At 50.7% G+C, this 18424-nt stretch carries 13 protein-coding genes; 6 read left to right on the plus strand and 7 right to left on the minus strand.

Annotated elements, in window-relative coordinates; all coding sequences use genetic code 11:
• Window positions 1–16: 16 nt before the first annotated feature.
• On the minus strand, window positions 17–3319 hold the full coding sequence (locus tag HMPREF9441_RS14500) for a T9SS type A sorting domain-containing protein (RefSeq protein WP_008622500.1): 3303 nt from the start codon (window positions 3317–3319) through the stop codon (window positions 17–19).
• A 297-nt stretch (window positions 3320–3616) separates the two neighbouring features.
• Here HMPREF9441_RS14500 and HMPREF9441_RS14505 point away from each other — a divergent pair, with 297 nt between their 5' ends.
• Window positions 3617–4288, plus strand: a complete 672-nt coding sequence (locus tag HMPREF9441_RS14505) for a DUF2461 domain-containing protein (protein ID WP_008622501.1) — start codon at window positions 3617–3619, stop codon at window positions 4286–4288.
• A gap of 51 nt (window positions 4289–4339) precedes the next feature.
• Window positions 4340–4792 (plus strand): thioredoxin-dependent thiol peroxidase, encoded by a 453-nt coding sequence (gene bcp / locus HMPREF9441_RS14510; protein WP_008622503.1) that lies wholly within the window; start codon window positions 4340–4342, stop codon window positions 4790–4792.
• A 91-nt stretch (window positions 4793–4883) separates the two neighbouring features.
• Here the strand turns inward: bcp and HMPREF9441_RS14515 are convergent, their stop codons facing one another.
• Window positions 4884–6560, minus strand: coding sequence for a SulP family inorganic anion transporter (locus HMPREF9441_RS14515; protein WP_008622504.1), 1677 nt, complete (start codon window positions 6558–6560; stop codon window positions 4884–4886).
• Window positions 6561–6798: 238 nt separating this feature from the next.
• On the opposite strand from HMPREF9441_RS14515, the gene HMPREF9441_RS14520 reads away from it, so the two are divergent.
• The gene (locus HMPREF9441_RS14520) at window positions 6799–8460 is read left to right on the plus strand and encodes a peptide MFS transporter (protein WP_008622508.1); all 1662 of its coding nucleotides are present in this window, start codon (window positions 6799–6801) and stop codon (window positions 8458–8460) included.
• Between the two features lie 253 nt (window positions 8461–8713).
• On the opposite strand, the gene HMPREF9441_RS14525 is transcribed toward HMPREF9441_RS14520, so the two are convergent.
• Complete coding sequence (locus HMPREF9441_RS14525; RefSeq protein ID WP_008622510.1) at window positions 8714–9223, minus strand: nitroreductase family protein; 510 nt, start codon at window positions 9221–9223, stop codon at window positions 8714–8716.
• Window positions 9224–9457: 234 nt separating this feature from the next.
• Here HMPREF9441_RS14525 and HMPREF9441_RS14530 point away from each other — a divergent pair, with 234 nt between their 5' ends.
• A complete protein-coding gene (locus HMPREF9441_RS14530) occupies window positions 9458–10081 on the plus strand; it encodes a superoxide dismutase (protein ID WP_008622512.1) in 624 nt (207 codons plus the stop codon).
• Window positions 10082–10182: 101 nt separating this feature from the next.
• Here HMPREF9441_RS14530 and HMPREF9441_RS14535 read toward each other — a convergent pair whose 3' ends face one another.
• Both HMPREF9441_RS14535 and HMPREF9441_RS14540 read right to left on the minus strand, forming a co-directional pair.
• The gene (locus HMPREF9441_RS14535) at window positions 10183–12162 is read right to left on the minus strand and encodes an AAA domain-containing protein (protein WP_008622513.1); all 1980 of its coding nucleotides are present in this window, start codon (window positions 12160–12162) and stop codon (window positions 10183–10185) included.
• A gap of 6 nt (window positions 12163–12168) precedes the next feature.
• Window positions 12169–13110, minus strand: a complete 942-nt coding sequence (locus HMPREF9441_RS14540) for a DMT family transporter (protein ID WP_009389256.1) — start codon at window positions 13108–13110, stop codon at window positions 12169–12171.
• 178 nt (window positions 13111–13288) lie between these two features.
• Between HMPREF9441_RS14540 and HMPREF9441_RS14545 the strand changes: the two genes are divergently transcribed.
• Both HMPREF9441_RS14545 and HMPREF9441_RS14550 read left to right on the plus strand, forming a co-directional pair.
• Window positions 13289–14107 (plus strand): AAA family ATPase, encoded by an 819-nt coding sequence (locus tag HMPREF9441_RS14545; protein WP_008622514.1) that lies wholly within the window; start codon window positions 13289–13291, stop codon window positions 14105–14107.
• A gap of 26 nt (window positions 14108–14133) precedes the next feature.
• The gene (locus HMPREF9441_RS14550; protein ID WP_008622516.1) at window positions 14134–15165 is read left to right on the plus strand and encodes a DUF4435 domain-containing protein; all 1032 of its coding nucleotides are present in this window, start codon (window positions 14134–14136) and stop codon (window positions 15163–15165) included.
• On the opposite strand, the gene trkA is transcribed toward HMPREF9441_RS14550, so the two are convergent.
• Both trkA and dxs read right to left on the minus strand, forming a co-directional pair.
• Complete coding sequence (gene trkA / locus HMPREF9441_RS14555; protein WP_008622517.1) at window positions 15137–16480, minus strand: Trk system potassium transporter TrkA; 1344 nt, start codon at window positions 16478–16480, stop codon at window positions 15137–15139. The two genes, HMPREF9441_RS14550 and trkA, sit on opposite strands and share 29 nt — an antisense overlap.
• Before the next feature lie 4 nt (window positions 16481–16484).
• Window positions 16485–18407, minus strand: a complete 1923-nt coding sequence (gene dxs, locus HMPREF9441_RS14560) for a 1-deoxy-D-xylulose-5-phosphate synthase (RefSeq protein ID WP_008622518.1) — start codon at window positions 18405–18407, stop codon at window positions 16485–16487.
• Window positions 18408–18424 lie beyond the last annotated feature (17 nt).

Consider the following 18424-nt stretch of genomic DNA (forward strand, 5'->3'; position numbering starts at 1 on the left):
AAAGGTTAGGTGTTTTTTATTGCACGATAAACTTTTTGGTGGTTGTCTTACCGTTCTTGTCAGTAGCTTTCAGGATATAGATACCCGAATTAAGGTTGTCGATGAGTGTGACACCGCCTTTTACGTTCATGTTTGTTATGGTCGTTCCGTTTACGCTGTAGACAGTGACATGCGTATCCGTGTCGGTATAAATGGTGGCACGGTTGCCATGGCCTCGTACTTCTATTCCATTTCCTTGGAGTATGTTTTCTTTGATACTTTGGGGATTCTCTCCCGGGTCGAGGTACAAGCCATAGATGTTGGCACCGATATTGTCCCTGTCGGGCAGGTTATAGACTACGTATAAGTCGTGTATTCCGCTTAAGTCATCCAAATCACCGGCTGTCGTCAGCTTGTTGCTCCAATTTCCGGTACCTTGTGCCCTGACAACGGCCACGGGTTCGCGTCCTTCGAGTGCGGCATTCAATTCTTCCAGGTTGGTGACGTTCCCCCAGTCAATGTCGTTCAAGTCTGTGTAAAGCGTAAAGTTGGCATCTTCTATGGTACTGCCAATGTATGACGGTTCACAGGATGCTTTGATGAAAACCTTTTTATAGTAATTGTCCTTGAAGTCGATGCCTTTGTAAGCTACGACTACGCCGGCTTTGGTGTAACCTATGTTGCTTCCTTCGCATCGTGCATCCCCACTGATAGGCTTGATGACTTCCCATTGTATGCCTTGGTTGATGTCTGTTCCCTCTGTGGCACCGTTTTCTCCGGTTGTGGTGAACATAACAGCATTTTCAGAAGGTTGTATGTCCTCATATACCACTCCGCAATCCGGATTTTCAAACCAGACGGAATCCTTGACCAATTCGATTTTCTGCAGGTTCGTGGCATCTCCCCACTTTATATACAGATAGTGGCTACCCGTCACCTCTTTCAACGTAGTGGCTACCGGCGTAAAACTGTTCCATTCCTGTATATTGATGCCTGTCCATGTTCTGGCCACCATGTTTTCCGGTTTTACTTCGTCGATATAGAACTCCATGTATTCCGTGTATCTTTCACCGTCATGACCGATATAGGCTACCAGTTGTTGGAATTCTCCGTTGCCGAAGTCTATTTCTTCATTGGATTTGACGATGAATCCGTCGTTTGTACTTCCCCAGCATCCCGTTTCTTCGTTGTATTTTGCATCCTTGTAGGGGTCTTCTTCCGGATTTTCCGGAACTTCTACCGCCCTCACGAGAGCAGAGCCGTCGATAACAGTGGTCAGTTCTTCGTATCCTTCCATTTCGCTGGGCCATGGTTGCAAACCTTCCTCTTCTTCTGGTATGGCTTCTTCGTAGAATTTTACGGAACGCAAGTTTCCATTTCCGACACGGAAAGTCAGCCATACTTTCTGTTTACCGGTAGGACGTGCAAAACCGTCTTCCTCTTTCATGTTTTCGGCAAACATATCGAACTGGTGATAACCGAAAGTTCTTTCCACCCTGATTTCATTGAACGGGACGGCTTCTTCCGGAGTCGCGCCGGCGCTGAGTACGACGTATTTGGCTTCACCATACGTACCCCAACCGTTGGCAAACTCCACACCGGTAGCCTGATAGGCATTTCCGTCTGTTCCGAAATCAATCTCTCCCAATCCGATAACGGTGTTTTCGCTGGTGTTACCTATATTTCCGTATCCCACGTCAAAAGACGCGTCTGTCACCAATTCGATGTTTTCCGCATTGCTCTTCATGAGCGGGATAAACAAGTCGCCGGTAGCAGGTTGAGGCTCTTCCGGGTTCTGTCCCGGATCTAGATACAATCCGTAGATGTTGGCACCGATATTGTCCCTGTCGGGCAAATTATAGACCACATATAAATTATGTATGCCTTCCACATGGCTTAACGGGGCGGTAGTGGTGAGTTTGTTGCTCCACGCGCCGGTACCTTGCGCTCTGACTACAGCCACCGGCTCACGGCCTTCGAGTGCTCTATGCAGCTCGTCTAAGTTCGTCACGGTGGCCCAGTCGATGTCATCCAAGTCTACGTATAAAGAGTAATTAGCCTCTTCTGTGGTACTGCCGATATAGGTCTTGTCGCAAGAAGCGTTGATGAATACATCCTTATAGTAACCGTTCTTGAAGTCTATGTTCTGGTACATTACCACCACGCCAGCTTTGGTAAAACCGATGTTGCTGCCTTCGCACTTGGCATCCCCGCTGATGGGCTGGATTATTTTCCAGGCAGTTTCGCCCAGCGATACGTCTCCGCCTTCCGTAGCTCCGGACTCACCTTTGGTCACGAATACCACAGCATTCTCCGACGGTTGTGCGTTGTCGTAAACGACTCCGCAGTCCGGATTCTCATACCAGACGGGTTCTTTGACCAAATCTATCTGGTGGAGGTTCGTGGCATTGCCCCATTTCACATACAGATAATGGCTGCCCGTCACCTCTTTCAACGTAGTGGCCACCGGTGTGAACTTGTTCCATTCCTGTATATTGATGCCCGTCCATGTCCTGGCCACCATATTTTCCGGCTTTACTTCGTCGATATAGAATTCCATGTATTCCGTGTATCTTTCGCCGTCATGCCCGATGTAGGCCACTAATTGTTGGAAATCTCCGTTGCCGAAGTCTATTTCCTCGGTGGATTTGACGATGAATCCGTCGTTTGTTCCGCCCCAACATGCCGTATTTTCATCGTATTTGGCATCTTTGTAAGGGTCTTCTTCCGGATTTTCCGGTACTTCCACCGCTCTTTCAAATGCGGCAGCTTCTATGGAAGTCGTGATGTCTCCGTAGCCTTCCGCTTGGTTGGGCCAAGGCTGTACGCCTTCCATTCCTTCGGAGATGGCGTTTTCATAGAACTTCACCGAACGCAGGTTGCCTTGTCCGGCCCGGAAAGTCAGCCACACTTTCTGTTTACCGGCGGGAAGGACGAATTCGTCTCCTTTGTCCATATTCTCGGCAAACAGTTCAAACTGATGGTAACCGTAAGTGCGGGTCACGGTCATTTCGTTGAACGGGACAGCTTCTTCCGCCGTGGCTCCGGCACTGAGGACTACAATCTTCTTCTCGTCATAGCTGCCCCATCCATGGGCGAACTCCACTCCGGTGGCTTTGTAGTTTGTTCCGTCTGTACCGAAATCCACTTCCCCCAAACCGATGACGGTTTCCGTCGAAGTGTTCCCGATGCAGCCGTAACCTACATCGAAACTCGCATCTTTGACTAATTCAAGATGAGATGCGTTGTTTTTCATGAGTTCGATGACCCAATCGTCGGCCATCGCCTGACTTGCCCCGAACAGGGACAATACTCCAAAGAGTAACGTGTTTTTTCTCATTGTGATTAATTGTTAAATTATATGGTTAAGTTGTAATGAAGTCCCACAGGCATGATTTGATGTACAGTGCGGCCGCCCCATACCGTCGGAGAATCATGCTGCGAAACCTGTTTCTATAGGGTTATCAAAGATTTCGACGCGGTAAATTTACATTTTTATAAGAGGGAAAGAAGATAATAAATACGTCAAATAGTAATATAATTGAATCAATGACTGCTTTTTTATACAGGTTGCAGCATTTGCTTTGTTTTTTATGGGCTTTTATATTACCTTTGGCAAATAAAAACAGAGATATACATGAAAGCAAAGATAGATTGCATATTGGACTTCCTGAAAGATGTGGCGGCGCATAACGACCGGGGATGGTTTGCAGAACACAAAGGGCAGTACGAGGAAGCGCGCGGACTTTTCGAGGAGATGGTGCAGGCGCTTATCCATCGTATCGCGACATTTGACGGTAGTGTGGCCCACCTTACGGTGAAGGATTGTACGTATCGTTTTTATCGCGACACCCGTTTCTCGGAAGACAAATCGCCTTATAAGCGTCATTTCGGAGCCTATATCAACGCTTGCGGCAAGAAGTCATGGCATAGCGGTTATTATTTCCACCTTCAGCCCGGCGAATGCTTGCTGGCCGGTGGGGCATGGTGCCTGCCTTCGCCGATACTGAAAGCTGTCCGTCAGTCCATCGTGGACGAGGTGGATGAATTCCGCTCTATTGTGGAGGCGGCAGATTTCAAGGCGGCATTTCCCGTCATAGGCGAGTCTCGTTTGAAAACCCTTCCTAAAGGCTTTCCGAAGGATTTCCCTTATCCGGATTATCTGAGGCCGAAAGATTACTCCGTTTGCCACACGGTGCCGGATGATTTCTTCCGTGATGAAAACTGGTTGGACCGTACGGCCAGGATTTTCGAGTTGATGAAGCCCTTCAATGATTTTGTGAACTATACGATTGACGAATGCGAGTGAATCGTAAGATGCTGAACTGACGATTATATTTAACTTGAAAATAAAGAAAATATGAATGTAGGAGACAAGGCGCCCGAGGTGCTGGGCGTAAATGAAAAAGGAGAACGGATTTTATTGAGCAACTACCGTGGAAAGAAAGTGGTGCTTTATTTTTATCCCAAGGACAATACGTCGGGCTGTACGGCCGAAGCTTGCAGCTTGCGCGACAACTATTCTGCGCTGAAGAGTAAAGGATACGAGGTGATCGGGGTCAGCGTGGACAGTGCCGCTTCGCACAAGAAGTTCATCGAGAAACATGAGTTGCCTTTCACGTTGATTGCCGATACGGACAAGTCGTTGGTCAATGAGATGGGCGTATGGGGAGAGAAGAGCATGTATGGCCGCAAGTATATGGGAACTTTCCGTACCACCTTTATCATTAATGAAGAAGGAGTGGTTGAGAAGGTCTTCTCTCCGAAAGAAGTCAAGACCAAGACGCACGGTGAACAACTGCTTGCGTTGTAGATGGCATAGCCGAAGTTACGGCTGCCCTTCCATATACCTATTATATATATGGGAGGGCGGCCGTTTTTTTAGTCAAGTCCGGAGAAACGGGTCAGCGGTTCAGATAATGCCGGGCCACTTCGAGAGCCGTATGGATATTGTCGCAGATGTTTTTCTTGCCGAGCAGTTCGTAGAATCCGCTTTTCTTGAGGGCCTCGTGTACTTTCGGATTAACTCCGGACAGGATGATATGCACCCCTTCGCGATGGCTCATCTCGCACAGGTTGGTCAGGTTATGGATACCCGTAGAGTCGATGAACGGAACTTTCCGCATGCGGATGATGCGTACCTTAGGCTGTTCCTTGGTTTGTAGTACGACCTCTTCAAACCGGTTGGCAATGCCGAAGAAGTAAGGGCCGTTGATTTCGTAGACCTCCGTGTGGTCGGGAATGTGCAGATGCTCTTCCGAAATCACGGTGCCGTCGGCATCGGTAGGGATGATTTCATCCTTAAAAAGGTTTACTTCCGTGGTTTCCATGACCCGCTTGATGAACAACAGGCAGGCCAGCACCAGTCCGAACTCAATGGCCACGGTCAGGTCGAATATCACGGTGAGGAAGAAAGTGATGAGCAAGACGGCCACATCGGACTTAGGATTGCGCAAAAGTTCCCTGAACGTCCGCCAACCGCTCATGTTATAGCTCACGATGACCAACACGCCCGCCAGACAAGCCATGGGAATGTATTGCGCCAGTGGCATGAGCAGCAGGAAAATGAGCAGCAGCACGACGGCATGCACGATTCCGGCCACGGGGGTGCGTCCCCCGTTATTGATATTCGTCATGGTACGGGCGATGGCGCCGGTGGCAGGGATACCGCCGAAGATGGGGGAGAGGATGTTGGCGATGCCCTGTCCCACCAATTCCTGATTCGAGTCGTGATGGTCGCCGATGACGCCGTCGGCCACGGTGGCCGAGAGCAGCGATTCGATGGCCCCCAATATGGCGATGGTGATGGCCGGAGCCATCAGTTGTTTGATGCTTTCCCAATTCAGTTCGGGTACGTTCATGCCCGGAAGTTCGGCTTTAATCATAAAGCGGTCGCCGATGGTTTCCACTTGCGTCGCTATGCCGTATTGTTTCATCAGATAGACTCCCACGGTCATTACGATGATGGCAATGAGCGAACCCGGAATCTTGTGGGTCAGTTTGGGAGAGAGGGCGATAATGGCCACGCTGACTATACCCACGACGGTGGACCATACGTCCAAGCTGCCGAAGTGGCGGATGTACACGATCCATTTCTCTATAAAATCGGCCGGCACGTTGTCGATGGTCAGTCCGAAAAGGTCTTTGATTTGCGTCGTGAAAATGGTCACGGCAATTCCGCTAGTGAAGCCAACCACGATGGGATAGGGGATGTATTTGATGATGGTACCCAGATGGAATACGCCCAGCAGAATCAGGAACACACCGGCCATGACGGTGGCCACGAGCAGGCCCGCTTCGCCGTATTGCTGGATGATGCCATAGATGATGACGATAAAAGCACCCGTCGGGCCGCCGATTTGCACACGGCTCCCGCCGAACAGGGACACGGCCAGTCCGGCAATGATGGCCGTGATGATGCCCTTTTCGGGTGTCACCCCCGAAGCGATGCCGAAAGCGATGGCCAACGGTAGGGCCACGATGCCGACGATGAGCCCGGCCATGATGTCGGCCGTCAGCTTTTCCTTGTTGTAACCTCTCAAGTCGAGAAACAGTTTCGGCTTGAATTCGAATTTACTCATAACCTGATTATTTTGGAATTGTATATCCTGATTGTTTTTAGGAAGTGCAAAGATAGCCCTTTTATGTCACAAACTCTAATAATTTGCTAAAAAACGTTTCTCTCCGGACGGCAGAAAGAATAAAATGCTTGGGGATATGGGGTAAAAACGATACTAAAGCCTCAAAATGGGACGGAAAGCAAAAATTAAGTGTTATCTTTGCGAATATATTTATTCACTATTAAAAACATTTTAAATTATGTTCGAAGGTCAACCTAAGGGTCTTTATGCATTGGCGCTGGCCAATACGGGCGAGCGTTTCGGTTACTACACGATGCTGGCCATTTTTACGTTGTTTTTACAGGCGAAGTTCGGATATTCCGCCGGCGAGACATCCACCATTTTCGGTGTGTTCCTCGGGGCGGTTTATTTTATGCCGCTTTTTGGTGGAATGCTGGCCGACAAATACGGATTCGGCAAGATGGTTACGCTCGGTGTCTTCGTCATGTTCATCGGTTACCTGTTGCTGGCCATCCCGACGGGTGCGAATGTGGCCGGTAAGTCCATGATGTTCGGTGCGTTGGCATTGATTGCTTGCGGCACGGGGCTTTTCAAAGGCAACCTGCAAGTCATGGTCGGAAACCTCTACGACGCTCCTGAGTACAAGGACAAGCGCGACACGGCGTTCAGCCTCTTCTACATGGCCATCAACATCGGTGCACTGTTTGCCCCCACAGCGGCCACCAAGATGACCAACTACGTGTTGGGCATGAACGGCTTCACTTATAATGCACAGATTCCCGCCCTTGCCCACCAATATATGGATAATGCGGCGGGAATGACGGCGCAGTCTGCCGCTACGTTGGAATCGCTCAAGGCCGCGCAGGGATTCACGGGCGACACGGCTGTTTTCTGTCAAAGTTACATCGAAAAGTTGTCCGAAGCTTACAATTACGGCTTTGCCGTGGCATGCGTTTCGCTTATCGTATCCATCCTTATATACTATGGCTTCCGCAGCACTTTCAAGCATGCCGATTATAACGCGAAGACGGCGGCCGACGGGCATGCACCCGTAGAGGAACTGTCTCCGTCCGAGACGCGCCAACGCATCACCGCGCTTTGTCTTGTGTTTGCCGTGGTGCTTTTCTTCTGGATGGCTTTCCATCAGAACGGTTTGACGCTTACGTTCTTCGCGCGCGATTATACGCAGGCGTCGGCTTCGGGTTTGCTGGGCATGACGTTTAACGTGTTCAATCTGGTGCTGCTTATTGCTTTGGTATATTCCATGTTTTCCGTATTCCAAAGCAAGACCGGGCGTGGCAAGTTGGTTTCCGGCTTGGTTGCTTTGGCTGCTGTGGCCACGTTGGGCGTGCAGTATGCGAACCAGGAAAGTACGGTGGAAATCCTGCCGCAGATTTTCCAACAGTTCAACCCGTTCTTCGTGGTGGCCTTGACGCCGGTTTCGTTGGCGATATTCGGTTTCTTGGCCAAGAAAGGAAAGGAGCCCTCGGCGCCCCGTAAAATCGGGGTGGGGATGCTGATTGCCGCCTGCGGTTTCGGTGTCATGGCATTCGGTTCCATGGGGCTGCCTACGCCCGATGCGTTGGCACAGGGTGCCGATGTCAACTTGGTTTCTCCCAACCTGCTCATTTCCACTTATCTTGTCTTGACGTTTGCCGAGTTATTGTTGTCGCCCATGGGTATTTCTTTCGTGTCGAAAGTGGCCCCCCCGAAGTATAAGGGTATGATGATGGGTGGCTGGTTCGTGGCCACGGCCATCGGTAATTACATGGTGTCCATTATCGGTTACCTGTGGGGCGGCATCGAGTTGTGGATGGTGTGGAGCGTGCTCATCGTGCTTTGTCTGCTTTCAGCCTTGTTCATTTTCTCCATCATGAAGAAGCTCGAAAAGGTGGCGTAAGGAATATTTTCGGGAACTTTTCTTGTAAGGTTTCCGGATGAAAAGCGAAACCCCTGAATGCGATTCTGTATAAGGTTGTCATTCAGGGGTTTAATGTTTTGCGCAGAGTCGTGAATTTCTTTGCGCCAAATGAAAAATCAATCTCAGCCGAATGAAAAATCGTTTGGCTGAGATTGATTTTTTGTTTTCAGCATGTTGTTTTTCAGTCCTCCTGCGGGAGGCGTTTGTAAATCTTTATGCCCTTGGATCGGTCTTAGCGGTCTTCCCATATTTCGGCCGTCGCCTTACGTGTCTTTTCAGGGATGTCCGGTGTGGCCGGATAGCCGATGGGGATGATGGCCGCCGGATACCACTCTTCGGGCAGTTTGAAAAGCTCTTGGCAGAGTTGCACGCGGAAGTTGCACACCCAGCAGGTGCCCAACCCCTGTTCGGCTGCCGCCAGGCACAAATGTTCTATGGCGATGGCCACGTCGATGTCGGCATGGTTTTTCTCGTCATACCGCCGTGTCCAGGCCGCCCCGTGGTTTTCGCAGACCAAGATATAAGCCGGAGCCTCGCGGAACCATTCCTTGTCGTAGCATTGCTGCATGCGTGCGCGGTCGTCTTCGCCGATGAAGAGGATGAATTTCCATGGCTGCTTGTTGACTGCCGAGGGAGCCAGACGCGTGCATTCTTTGATATAATCCATTTTTTCTGCCGGAATGGCATCCGGCTTGTAGGCACGCACGGAATAACGTGCCTTGCAAATTTCTTTAAAGTCCATAAACTTGATATTTTAGAATCAGTGAACAAATGTACACAAAAAATAATAAAGCTGTATTTTATGCGGCTGAAAATCCATATTTCTTCTCAAAATATAATTTTGGGAAAATATGAAGTGAAAAGTTTGTTCTTGTGAAAAATTAAACATACCTTTGTGATATGAGATTCCCGGATATGTGAGAGATGGAAAGGAAGCATACTAAACCCAATATATTAATTAAAAAATGAAGAAATCATGTTGACGCAAATTATTATCACTTCTATGACGGCCGTATTTTCGCTGCCTCAATTACCCTACGAGACCAATGCTTTAGAACCTGTAATCAGCAAGGAAACCATAGATTATCACTATGGCAAGCATTTACAGGCATACGTGAATACGTTGAATACGTTGGTGAAAGACACCGAGTATGAAAAGATGAATCTGGAAGAAATCGTACGCCATGCACCGGCCGGTCCGTTGTTTAACAATGCGGGCCAGGTGCTCAACCATACACTGTATTTTGAACAGTTCCGTCCGGTGGGGGCTGGAGGCCCGGCAGTGCCGGAAGGCAAGTTAGACAAGGCCATCCGGACTGCATTCGGAAGCTTTGACGAATTCAAGGAGAAGATGGCGGCAGCCTCCACCGGTTTATTCGGTTCGGGTTGGGCTTGGCTGGCACAAAACGAGAAAGGCGAATTGGTTATCGTACAATGCCCTAATGGCGGAAATCCTGTGACGATGGGCTATGTGCCCTTGTTGGGATTCGATGTCTGGGAGCATGCCTACTACGTAGACTATCGCAATCGGCGTGCAGACCATATCGCAGCTTTGTGGCAGATCATTAATTGGGAAGTAGTGGAGAATCGAATGAAATAGGCTTTCCGTATGGGAAAGTATATTTTGATTAGTTAAGGTTGGACCGCCTGTTGTCGTGAGGATAACAGGCGGTTTTTAGTATCCTCGTGGGAGCGGGGATATCATTGGGCGTCTAATGATTTGATGTAGCCGTGCAGCAGTTTATAGAATGGTGTACGACATAGCGTATGGCTGTTGCCCACGAGAATAAGTTTCATGCGAGCTCGCGTGATGGCTACGTTCATACGGCGCAGGTCGTGCAAGAAACCGATTTGTCCGTTCTCGTTGCTCCGCACCAGACTAATGAGGATGACGTCGCGTTCCTGCCCTTGGAACCCGTCTACGGTGTTTACGCTCAGCAGGTGGCGGTAGGGTTTGAAAAAGGCATCCCGGCGGAGTAAGGCGCGCAACAGTTGCACTTGGCCTTTGTAAGGGGATATGATACCGGTGTCGATGCGTTCCGCCAATATCCTTTCCTTGCCTATCTTTTGGAAATAGGCTTTCAGGATGTTCAGGGTGAGCCGTGCCTCCTCGGGATTGGAGCGGCTGGTGCTGTCCGGATTGCGGGTTTCTCCGAAGTCGGGTACCTCAACCGCCGGGAGAGCCGGTGCACACACTGCGCCGGAAGGTTCTTCCGTCAGGTATGGGGCAGTCTGTTCCTCGTCTGCCGTGTCTATCCATTCCATCGGCGTGTCCCAGTCCAGAATGCCCCTGTATTTCACTTCCGGGGCACTTTCCACCTTTCCGTCGTAGAAGCATTCGCTGGAGAAGCGCATGATGACATCGTTCATGCGGTATTGCGTGCGGAGCAGGCTGACCGCAGAAGGATGTCGGGCGGCAATGGTTTCCATCAGCGTGCGGTCCAGTCCGCCCTTCAGGGCCTCGGGACATTTCACGGTGGGAGGAAGTTGGCGATGGTCGCCGGCCAGGATGACGCGTCCGACCTTTTGGATGGCAATCCAGCAGGAGGCTTCGAGGGCTTGGGCGGCTTCGTCGATGAACAGGGTAGGGAATTTCTTACCCGCCAGTACGCGGTTGGCACTGCCTGCCAACGTGCAGGCAATGACCCGCGCTTCGTTGAACAGGCTTTCGTTGATGGCGATTTCCAGTTCGGTAGCCCGGTCGCGCAGGCGGGCTACCTTTTGGTGAAAGGCTTCACGACCCGACGACGGGCGGCGGGCGTACAGGTCGCGGATGGCTTTGCGGATGGCCCAAAGCGAGGGGTAAGAAGGATGTGCTTTGAAACGCCGTTCGTAGGTGAACGACAACATCTTGTCATTCACGCGCGAAGGGTTGCCCACGCGCAGCACAGCCACACCCCGGTCGGTCAGTTTCTCTGAAATCCAGTCTACGGCCATGTTGCTTTGGGCGCATACCAATACTTGACTTTCGCGGTGGAGCGTCTCGTAAATGGCTTCCACAAGGGTGGTGGTCTTGCCCGTTCCCGGAGGGCCGTGCACGATCATCACGTCTTTGGCGCGTAACACTTCGTTGACGGCAGTTTCTTGCGTGGGGTTCAGCCAGGGGAAACGTATCGGTTGGAAGGAGAAATGTCCGGCCTGCGCTGTGTCGTGAAAAATGTCGCGCAGTTCGGCCAAGCGGCCGTGCCGTGCGGCGCTCACCCGGTCCAGGGCTTCGAACATCAGGCGGTAGGTAGTCTCGTCCAAGTAGAGTTGCACGCCGATGCGGCCGTCTTCCCTCAGATGCGAAAGGGCTTCCATGTCCGGCAGGACTACCGCCATCCTATTGCCGTCTACGAAACTTACGGTGCCGGTGAAGTGAAAATAATGCAGTTGGCCGCCGTGTCCGTTTCGTCGTAAGTCTCCGGAAGCGTTTTGAGTGAAGAAGCATACTTGTTTTCCCGGTTCGAACCCGTGGTCTGTGTCCGTGTATTCCGTGCGTTCCACCTCTATGACTAATTGGTTGAGCGAGTTGTAGTAGCTTCGTCCTAAGCAGAGCGGATACCAACATAGTCCTTGTTTGATTTTACGGGTTACGCCGATCGTTTCCGTTTGGGCGCGGAACTGTGCCTTTTCGTATTCGTATTCCAGCTCGAGCAAGCGGCGTTGCTGTTGGATCCATAAGATGGATGATGTGGGCATGGCGGTTCAGGATTCGGGATCAGTATGGGATGGATGTTCTGTTTTCAGGTCGGCACGGCTTTTGCTTTGGGTGACCAACCATACACCTCCGAAAACCAAAAGGACGGCTGCCCCCTGACTCCATCCGAATACTCCTAACCCTGTGGCTACGCTGACGATACAGGCCACGATGGGTTGCACGTAGTTGTACATGCTCACGATGGTGGGGCGCAGCAGTTTCTGTCCTGTCATCATCATGATATAAGCCAGATAAGTAGCCACGAAGACGACAAAGGCCGTTTCAAACCAAGTGGTTGCCGGGATTTCAGCCCATGGCAGTATGGCCAGGTCCTTATAAGTGAAAGGCAGGATGACGATGGTGGCGTAAGTGAACATCCATTTCATACAAGTCACCACTGTATATTTTTGTATTAGTTTCTTGAATATGGTCAGGTAGACGGCAAAGCTGCATTGGGCGGTAAGACACAGCAGGTCGCCTGTCAGGTTGCCGTTGCCTTTCTGGGCTGCGTGCCCGTTGCCTAAAATGAGCAGCAGGGCGCCGATGGCTCCGCAAAAAATCCCCAAGACCTTTTTGTTGGTCACCGGTTCTTTCAGGAACAGGGCGGCCAGAATCATGGTCACGATGGGAAGGGTGGTGGTGACGATGCTGGCGTTGACCGGGGATGTCAGGGATAGCCCTATCGTAAAGCAACATTGGTTGAACACGATGGCCAGCATACCGGCAAAGAAAAACATCAGTAAGTCCCGGGGAGCGACATCTTCTTTATGTCGGCCGAGAAGGGAAGTGAGCCAAAAGCATAAAGCTGCGCCGACCGCCCGGAAACTTACCAATGCCAATCCGCTGATGCCATGTGCCATGGCATCTTTGCCTAAGGGTGACATCAGTCCCCACGCCGCACAGGCCGCAAACATACAAAGGTGGCCTGTCAGGTTTTTATCTTTATACATCTTTCTTGAAATTACATGTATCGGAAAAACAACTGCAAAGTTAGTGCTTTCATCACAAATTTTAGCATCTTTCCGTTGCTTCTTTCTATGGGAAAACTTATCTTTGCTAAAGCGAAGATAGGATTCGGCATGACTGTTCGCTATCTTCGGGTATGAAGGATTCTGAAAAACGCAGACTATGGATAAGATAGGTGAGTACATACGGCGTATCGAGATCGACTCGCTTTGGAGCGGGCAGAAGCATATCGTGTGGGAATTGAACCGTAAGGTGAATATCCTGAGCGGTGTGAACGGGGTCGGCAAGAGTACGATTCTGAACAAAGTGATATTAAGGCTTTTGCAGGCGGTCAAAGAAGGATGTCCGGCCAAGCCCGATGTGAAACTGACATACGAACCGGCAGACGCCGTGACGGTAAGGTTCGATGTGGTGCGGAGCTTCGACCGTCCTTTGGTCCACAGTAATTTGTTGGAAAAATTAGCGGATGACAGGGTGGCTACCGAGCTGGACTGGCAGCTTTATCTCTTGCAGCGGCGTTTCCTGGACTATCAGGTCAATGTGGGCAACCGTATGATTGCATTGCTGACGAGCGGCGACCCCGAGGCGCGGGAAAAGGCGCAAGCGGCGGCTCAGGCCCGGGTGCAGTTTCAAGATATGGTGGACGAGCTGTTCAGCGAGACCGGAAAGAAAATCGTCCGCAGCAGCAATGAAATACAACTGGAGCAGTTCGGTGAGATACTTTCGCCTTACAAACTCTCTTCCGGCGAGAAGCAGATGCTCGTGATTTTGTTGACCGTATTGGTGGAAGACCGTCAGCCTTACGTGCTTTTCATGGACGAACCGGAAATCAGTCTGCATGTGGAGTGGCAACAGAAGCTGATTACGCTGATACGTCAGTTGAATCCGAATGTCCAAATCATCCTGACGACGCATTCGCCGGCCATGATCATGAACGGATGGATGGATGCCGTGACGGAAGTGACCGACATTACACAATAATTTTCTGAGGAAGGGAGGGGAGCGTTATGGCCAAGAGATTGTCTGAGAACCTGACTTCTTTGTATCTGGGAGCGGCGCAGAGGTTGAAACCCAAAATGGCACGGCGGAAAATCGTGGTGTATGTGGAAAGTTACGATGATGTGTTCTTCTGGCGGACCGTATTGGATGATTTCGAGGATGACAGCCGTTATTTTGAAATCATGCTGCCTTCCCGCAGTACGTTGGGCAAAGGGAAAAAACTGGTGTTGACGAACAAGCTCGGTCCTCAACTGGGAAATTATATGATAGCCTGCGTCGATGCGGACTACGATTATTTGTTGCAGGGGGCCACGCCGACCTCACGGCTGATTAACAAAAATCCTTTCGTGTTCCATACTTACGCATACGCCATCGAGAATTACCAGTGTTATGCGGCGACGTTGCACCGTGTCTGTGTGATGGCTACGCTCAACGACCGTCAGATTGTAGATTTTGAGAGTTTCATGCAAGAGTATTCCCAAATCATCTGGCCGTTATTCGTATGGTCGGTTTGGGTGTACCGGCGGAACCATTACCGGGAGTTTACTTTGACGGAGTTTGGCAATCATGTGAGTTTCAGTGATATTAATGTGTACCATCCCGAACAGACATTGGAACTTGTGCGGCGGAGGGTCAACCGGAAGATAGCTTGGCTGCAGCGCCACTTCCCACAGGCGAAAAAAGATTACGAGATGTTGAAGACGGAGCTATTGGATTTGGGGGTCACTCCGGAGACGACTTATTTGTATATTCAGGGACATACGTTGTTCGACAACGTGATTTCCCCTTTGCTGGATCCTGTTTGTATTTTGCTGCGTAAAGAACGTGAGCGTGAAATCCGTAATTTGGCCGAGCACGACACACAGCGGCAAAACGAATTGTCGTGTTACCAACATAGCCAGAATTCCGTGGAAGACATGCTTCGGAAGAATGTAGGCTTTAAGGATGCACCGCCTTATAAATTGCTTGAACGGGACATCCGTCGTTTGTTAGACCGCATGGATGCCGGAACTACGCAAAATATTTATCCAGCTTCTTAATGAACATGTTTTGGCAGAATACGACCACACTGTCGCCTTCCTGAATTTGGGTCATACCGTTTACGTGCATACCTTCGCCGCGACGTACCAGTCCGCCGATAGTAACTCCGGTGGGAAGGCCGAGGTCTTTCACGGGTTTCTTGGTGACCCTGGCTCCGGCTTTTACTTCAAACTCAGCTACATCGGCATCGGCCACGGTCAGGCATTTCACGTTGGTAACGTCCGAATCCAACATCATCTGGTAAATATGACTGGCGGCAATCGTCTTTTTGTTGATGATGGTGCCGATATCCAATCTTTCAGCCATGGAGATATAGTCCAGATTGTCTATTAACGCCACGGTTTTCCGCACTCCCAGCCGTTTGGCCGTAAGGCAAGCCAGAATGTTGCTTTCGCTTTGTCCGGTCAGGGCCACGAAAGCTTGTGTGTGCTGTATGCCTTCCGTAATCAGTAGCGAAGAGTCGCGTGCGTCTCCGTTGATAACCATCACGTCGCTGTCTCCTAAAGCCTCGTTCAGCTCGTTGCAGCGGGCGGGGTCGCTTTCTATGATTTTCACTTCCATGTACCCTGGGACATTCAGGGCGGTGTGCATGGCCGTGCGTCCGCCTCCCATAATCATGACGTTTTTCACGTCTTCATAATGCTCTTTACCTACAATCTTTCGGATGTAAGGAATGTATTTCTTCGTGGTCATGAAATACACGATGTCGCCCAGTTGGAGCGTGGCATCGCCGTTCGGGATGATGGTCATGTCGTCTCGTTTGATAGCCACGACGTGATAACAAGTGTCCGGGCCGCACAGTATTTTCAGCGGGATATTGAGGATTTCAGCGGTTTCACGCAACTTGATGCCCAGCATGACGAGTGCCCCGTCGTGCACTTCCCACCACTGTCTGACCCAACTGTGTTTGATACCTTCTATGATATCCCGTGCGGCCAGTATTTCCGGGAAGATGAGGGAGCTGATTCCCATGTTTTTAAAAAAGGTTTTGTATTCTTCGTCCAAGTATTCCGCATTGTCGATACGGGCTACTGTTTTCTGCGCTCCCAGTGTATGGGCCAGCATGCAACAGGTGATATTTTTCATTTCGTCGGGCATGACGGCGATGAACAATTCGGCATGGGCGGCTCCGGCTTCTTTCAGGCCGCTGATAGAAGTCGGTTTTACATTGAGGGTCATGAGGTCTACGTTGTCGGCGACTTTTGAAAGTTTGTCTTCGCTTTCGTCTATCAACGTGATATTCTGGCTCTCTTTGGCTAAGAGTTGTGCTAAATGTGTGCCTACAGCCCCGGCACCGGCAATGATAATCTTCATGGATTTACTTTTGTGAAATGGAACGGAGTTGTGATACAATGGCATCCCGGTCGATTCCGACGATTTGCCGTAGTTGTTCCACCGTGCCGTGTTCTACGAAATAATCGTGCAGTCCCATCCGTGTTACTTTAGGGAAGAAACCGTGGTCGGACATATATTCCAATACGGCGGACCCTAATCCTCCGCGGATGACTCCGTCTTCTATCGTGATGATTCGGGAGAAATGTGTTCCAACTTCGTGTAAGATGTTTTCATCCAACGGCTTGAGGAAACGCATGTCATAATGGGCTACCGTGAGAGGATGCCCTTCTTGCGCCTGTTGCTGCTCGAACAGGAGGATGGCCTCTGCCGCCGTATTGCCGATGGGGCCTAACGAAAGCAGTGCGATGTCCTTTCCTTCTTTGAGAAGTTGTCCTTTCCCCACTTCGATGGCTTCAAAATCACATTGCCAGTCGGTCAGCACACCCCGTCCGCGCGGGTAGCGGATGACGAACGGGCCTTGGTCCGGGAGCTGTGCCGTGTACATGAGCAGGCGCAGTTCTTTCTCGTTGAGTGGGGAAGACAGGATGAGGTTGGGGATGGGACGGAGTGCGGCCAAGTCGAATGCGCCATGATGCGTGGGACCGTCTTCACCTACCAGTCCTGCGCGGTCCAAACATAACACCACGTTAAGGCGTTCTATCGCAATGTCGTGGATGAGATTGTCATAGGCTCGTTGGGCAAAGGAGGAATAAATGTTGCAGAACGGGATGAGGCCGTCTTGCGCCATTCCGCCGGAGAAGGTGACGGCGTGTCCTTCGGCGATACCTACATCGAAAGCCCGGTCCGGCATCTCCTTCATCAGGACATTCATCGAGCATCCCGACGGCATGGCAGGTGTCACCCCGATGATTTTCGGGTTCATCCGGGCCAGTTCGAGTAAGGTCTGTCCGAAGACGTCTTGGTAACGTGGAGGCAGGTTGCTCGTGTCCGTCTGTATGCGTTCGCCGGTCTCCTTGTCGAATTTGCCCGGTGCGTGCCAGATGTCTGCCGCCTTCTCCGCCGGTTTGAATCCTTTGCCTTTGACGGTGTGTATATGAAAAAGTTTAGGACCTTTCATGTCTTTCAGAACCCGGAGCGTATGTACCAGTTCGATGACGTCATGACCGTCGCTGGGGCCGAAGTAGCGTATGTTCATACCTTCGAATACGTTCTGCTGGTTGCTGATAAGCGATTTCAGCGAGTTGTTGAAACGGATGAGTTGCTTCCGGCGGTCCTCGTTGAGCCAACCCCAGTTGAATAATTTACGGGAAGCGGCGAAACGCAGGCGGTTATAGAGGCTGCTGGTGTGGAGTTGGTGGAAATAATGGTTCATTCCTCCTACACTGCGGTCTATGCTCATATTATTGTCGTTCAGGATGATGAGAATGTCGTTCGGGGTAGAAGAAGCATTGTTCAGTCCTTCGAAAGCCAGACCGCCACTCATCGAACCGTCGCCGATGACGGCAATGATGTGCCTTCTTTTTTCATTCTGATTGGCCGAGGCCACCGCCATGCCCAAAGCGGCGGAGATGGAATTGGAAGCATGTCCGCAGGTGAACGTGTCGTATTCGCTTTCGGAAGGAGAGGGGAAAGGTTTCAGCCCGTGCAGCTTCCTGTTGGTCGAGAAACGTTCCCTGCGTCCTGTCAGTATCTTATGGCCGTACGCCTGATGTCCGACATCCCATACGATGCGGTCGTAAGGCGTGTCGTACACATAATGCAAAGCGACCGTCAGCTCCACGACGCCTAAGCTGGAAGCGAAATGTCCCGGATTGTCTGCCAGCTCGTCGATGATGTCGCGACGCAGTTCTTCGCATACTTGCGGTAATTTGTCTATGGGCAATCGGCGCAAGTCGGCCGGGATATTGATTTGCGACAAAAGGTTATATGTATTTTTGTTTGTCATCAGCTTGATTTAGTTCA

The organism is Paraprevotella clara YIT 11840, from assembly GCF_000233955.1.
In the GTDB taxonomy this organism is placed as follows: domain Bacteria; phylum Bacteroidota; class Bacteroidia; order Bacteroidales; family Bacteroidaceae; genus Paraprevotella; species Paraprevotella clara.

What these genes read in the sequence shown, in the direction of transcription:
- HMPREF9441_RS14500 (WP_008622500.1), bottom strand. Translation starts at nt 3,319, where the DNA reads ATGAGAAAAAACACGTTACTCTTTGGAGTATTGTCCCTGTTCGGGGCA.
- HMPREF9441_RS14505 (WP_008622501.1), top strand. Translation starts at nt 3,617, where the DNA reads ATGAAAGCAAAGATAGATTGCATATTGGACTTCCTGAAAGATGTGGCG.
- bcp (WP_008622503.1), top strand. Translation starts at nt 4,340, where the DNA reads ATGAATGTAGGAGACAAGGCGCCCGAGGTGCTGGGCGTAAATGAAAAA.
- HMPREF9441_RS14515 (WP_008622504.1), bottom strand. Translation starts at nt 6,560, where the DNA reads ATGAGTAAATTCGAATTCAAGCCGAAACTGTTTCTCGACTTGAGAGGT.
- HMPREF9441_RS14520 (WP_008622508.1), top strand. Translation starts at nt 6,799, where the DNA reads ATGTTCGAAGGTCAACCTAAGGGTCTTTATGCATTGGCGCTGGCCAAT.
- HMPREF9441_RS14525 (WP_008622510.1), bottom strand. Translation starts at nt 9,223, where the DNA reads ATGGACTTTAAAGAAATTTGCAAGGCACGTTATTCCGTGCGTGCCTAC.
- HMPREF9441_RS14530 (WP_008622512.1), top strand. Translation starts at nt 9,458, where the DNA reads ATGTTGACGCAAATTATTATCACTTCTATGACGGCCGTATTTTCGCTG.
- HMPREF9441_RS14535 (WP_008622513.1), bottom strand. Translation starts at nt 12,162, where the DNA reads ATGCCCACATCATCCATCTTATGGATCCAACAGCAACGCCGCTTGCTC.
- HMPREF9441_RS14540 (WP_009389256.1), bottom strand. Translation starts at nt 13,110, where the DNA reads ATGTATAAAGATAAAAACCTGACAGGCCACCTTTGTATGTTTGCGGCC.
- HMPREF9441_RS14545 (WP_008622514.1), top strand. Translation starts at nt 13,289, where the DNA reads ATGGATAAGATAGGTGAGTACATACGGCGTATCGAGATCGACTCGCTT.
- HMPREF9441_RS14550 (WP_008622516.1), top strand. Translation starts at nt 14,134, where the DNA reads ATGGCCAAGAGATTGTCTGAGAACCTGACTTCTTTGTATCTGGGAGCG.
- trkA (WP_008622517.1), bottom strand. Translation starts at nt 16,480, where the DNA reads ATGAAGATTATCATTGCCGGTGCCGGGGCTGTAGGCACACATTTAGCA.
- dxs (WP_008622518.1), bottom strand. Translation starts at nt 18,407, where the DNA reads ATGACAAACAAAAATACATATAACCTTTTGTCGCAAATCAATATCCCG.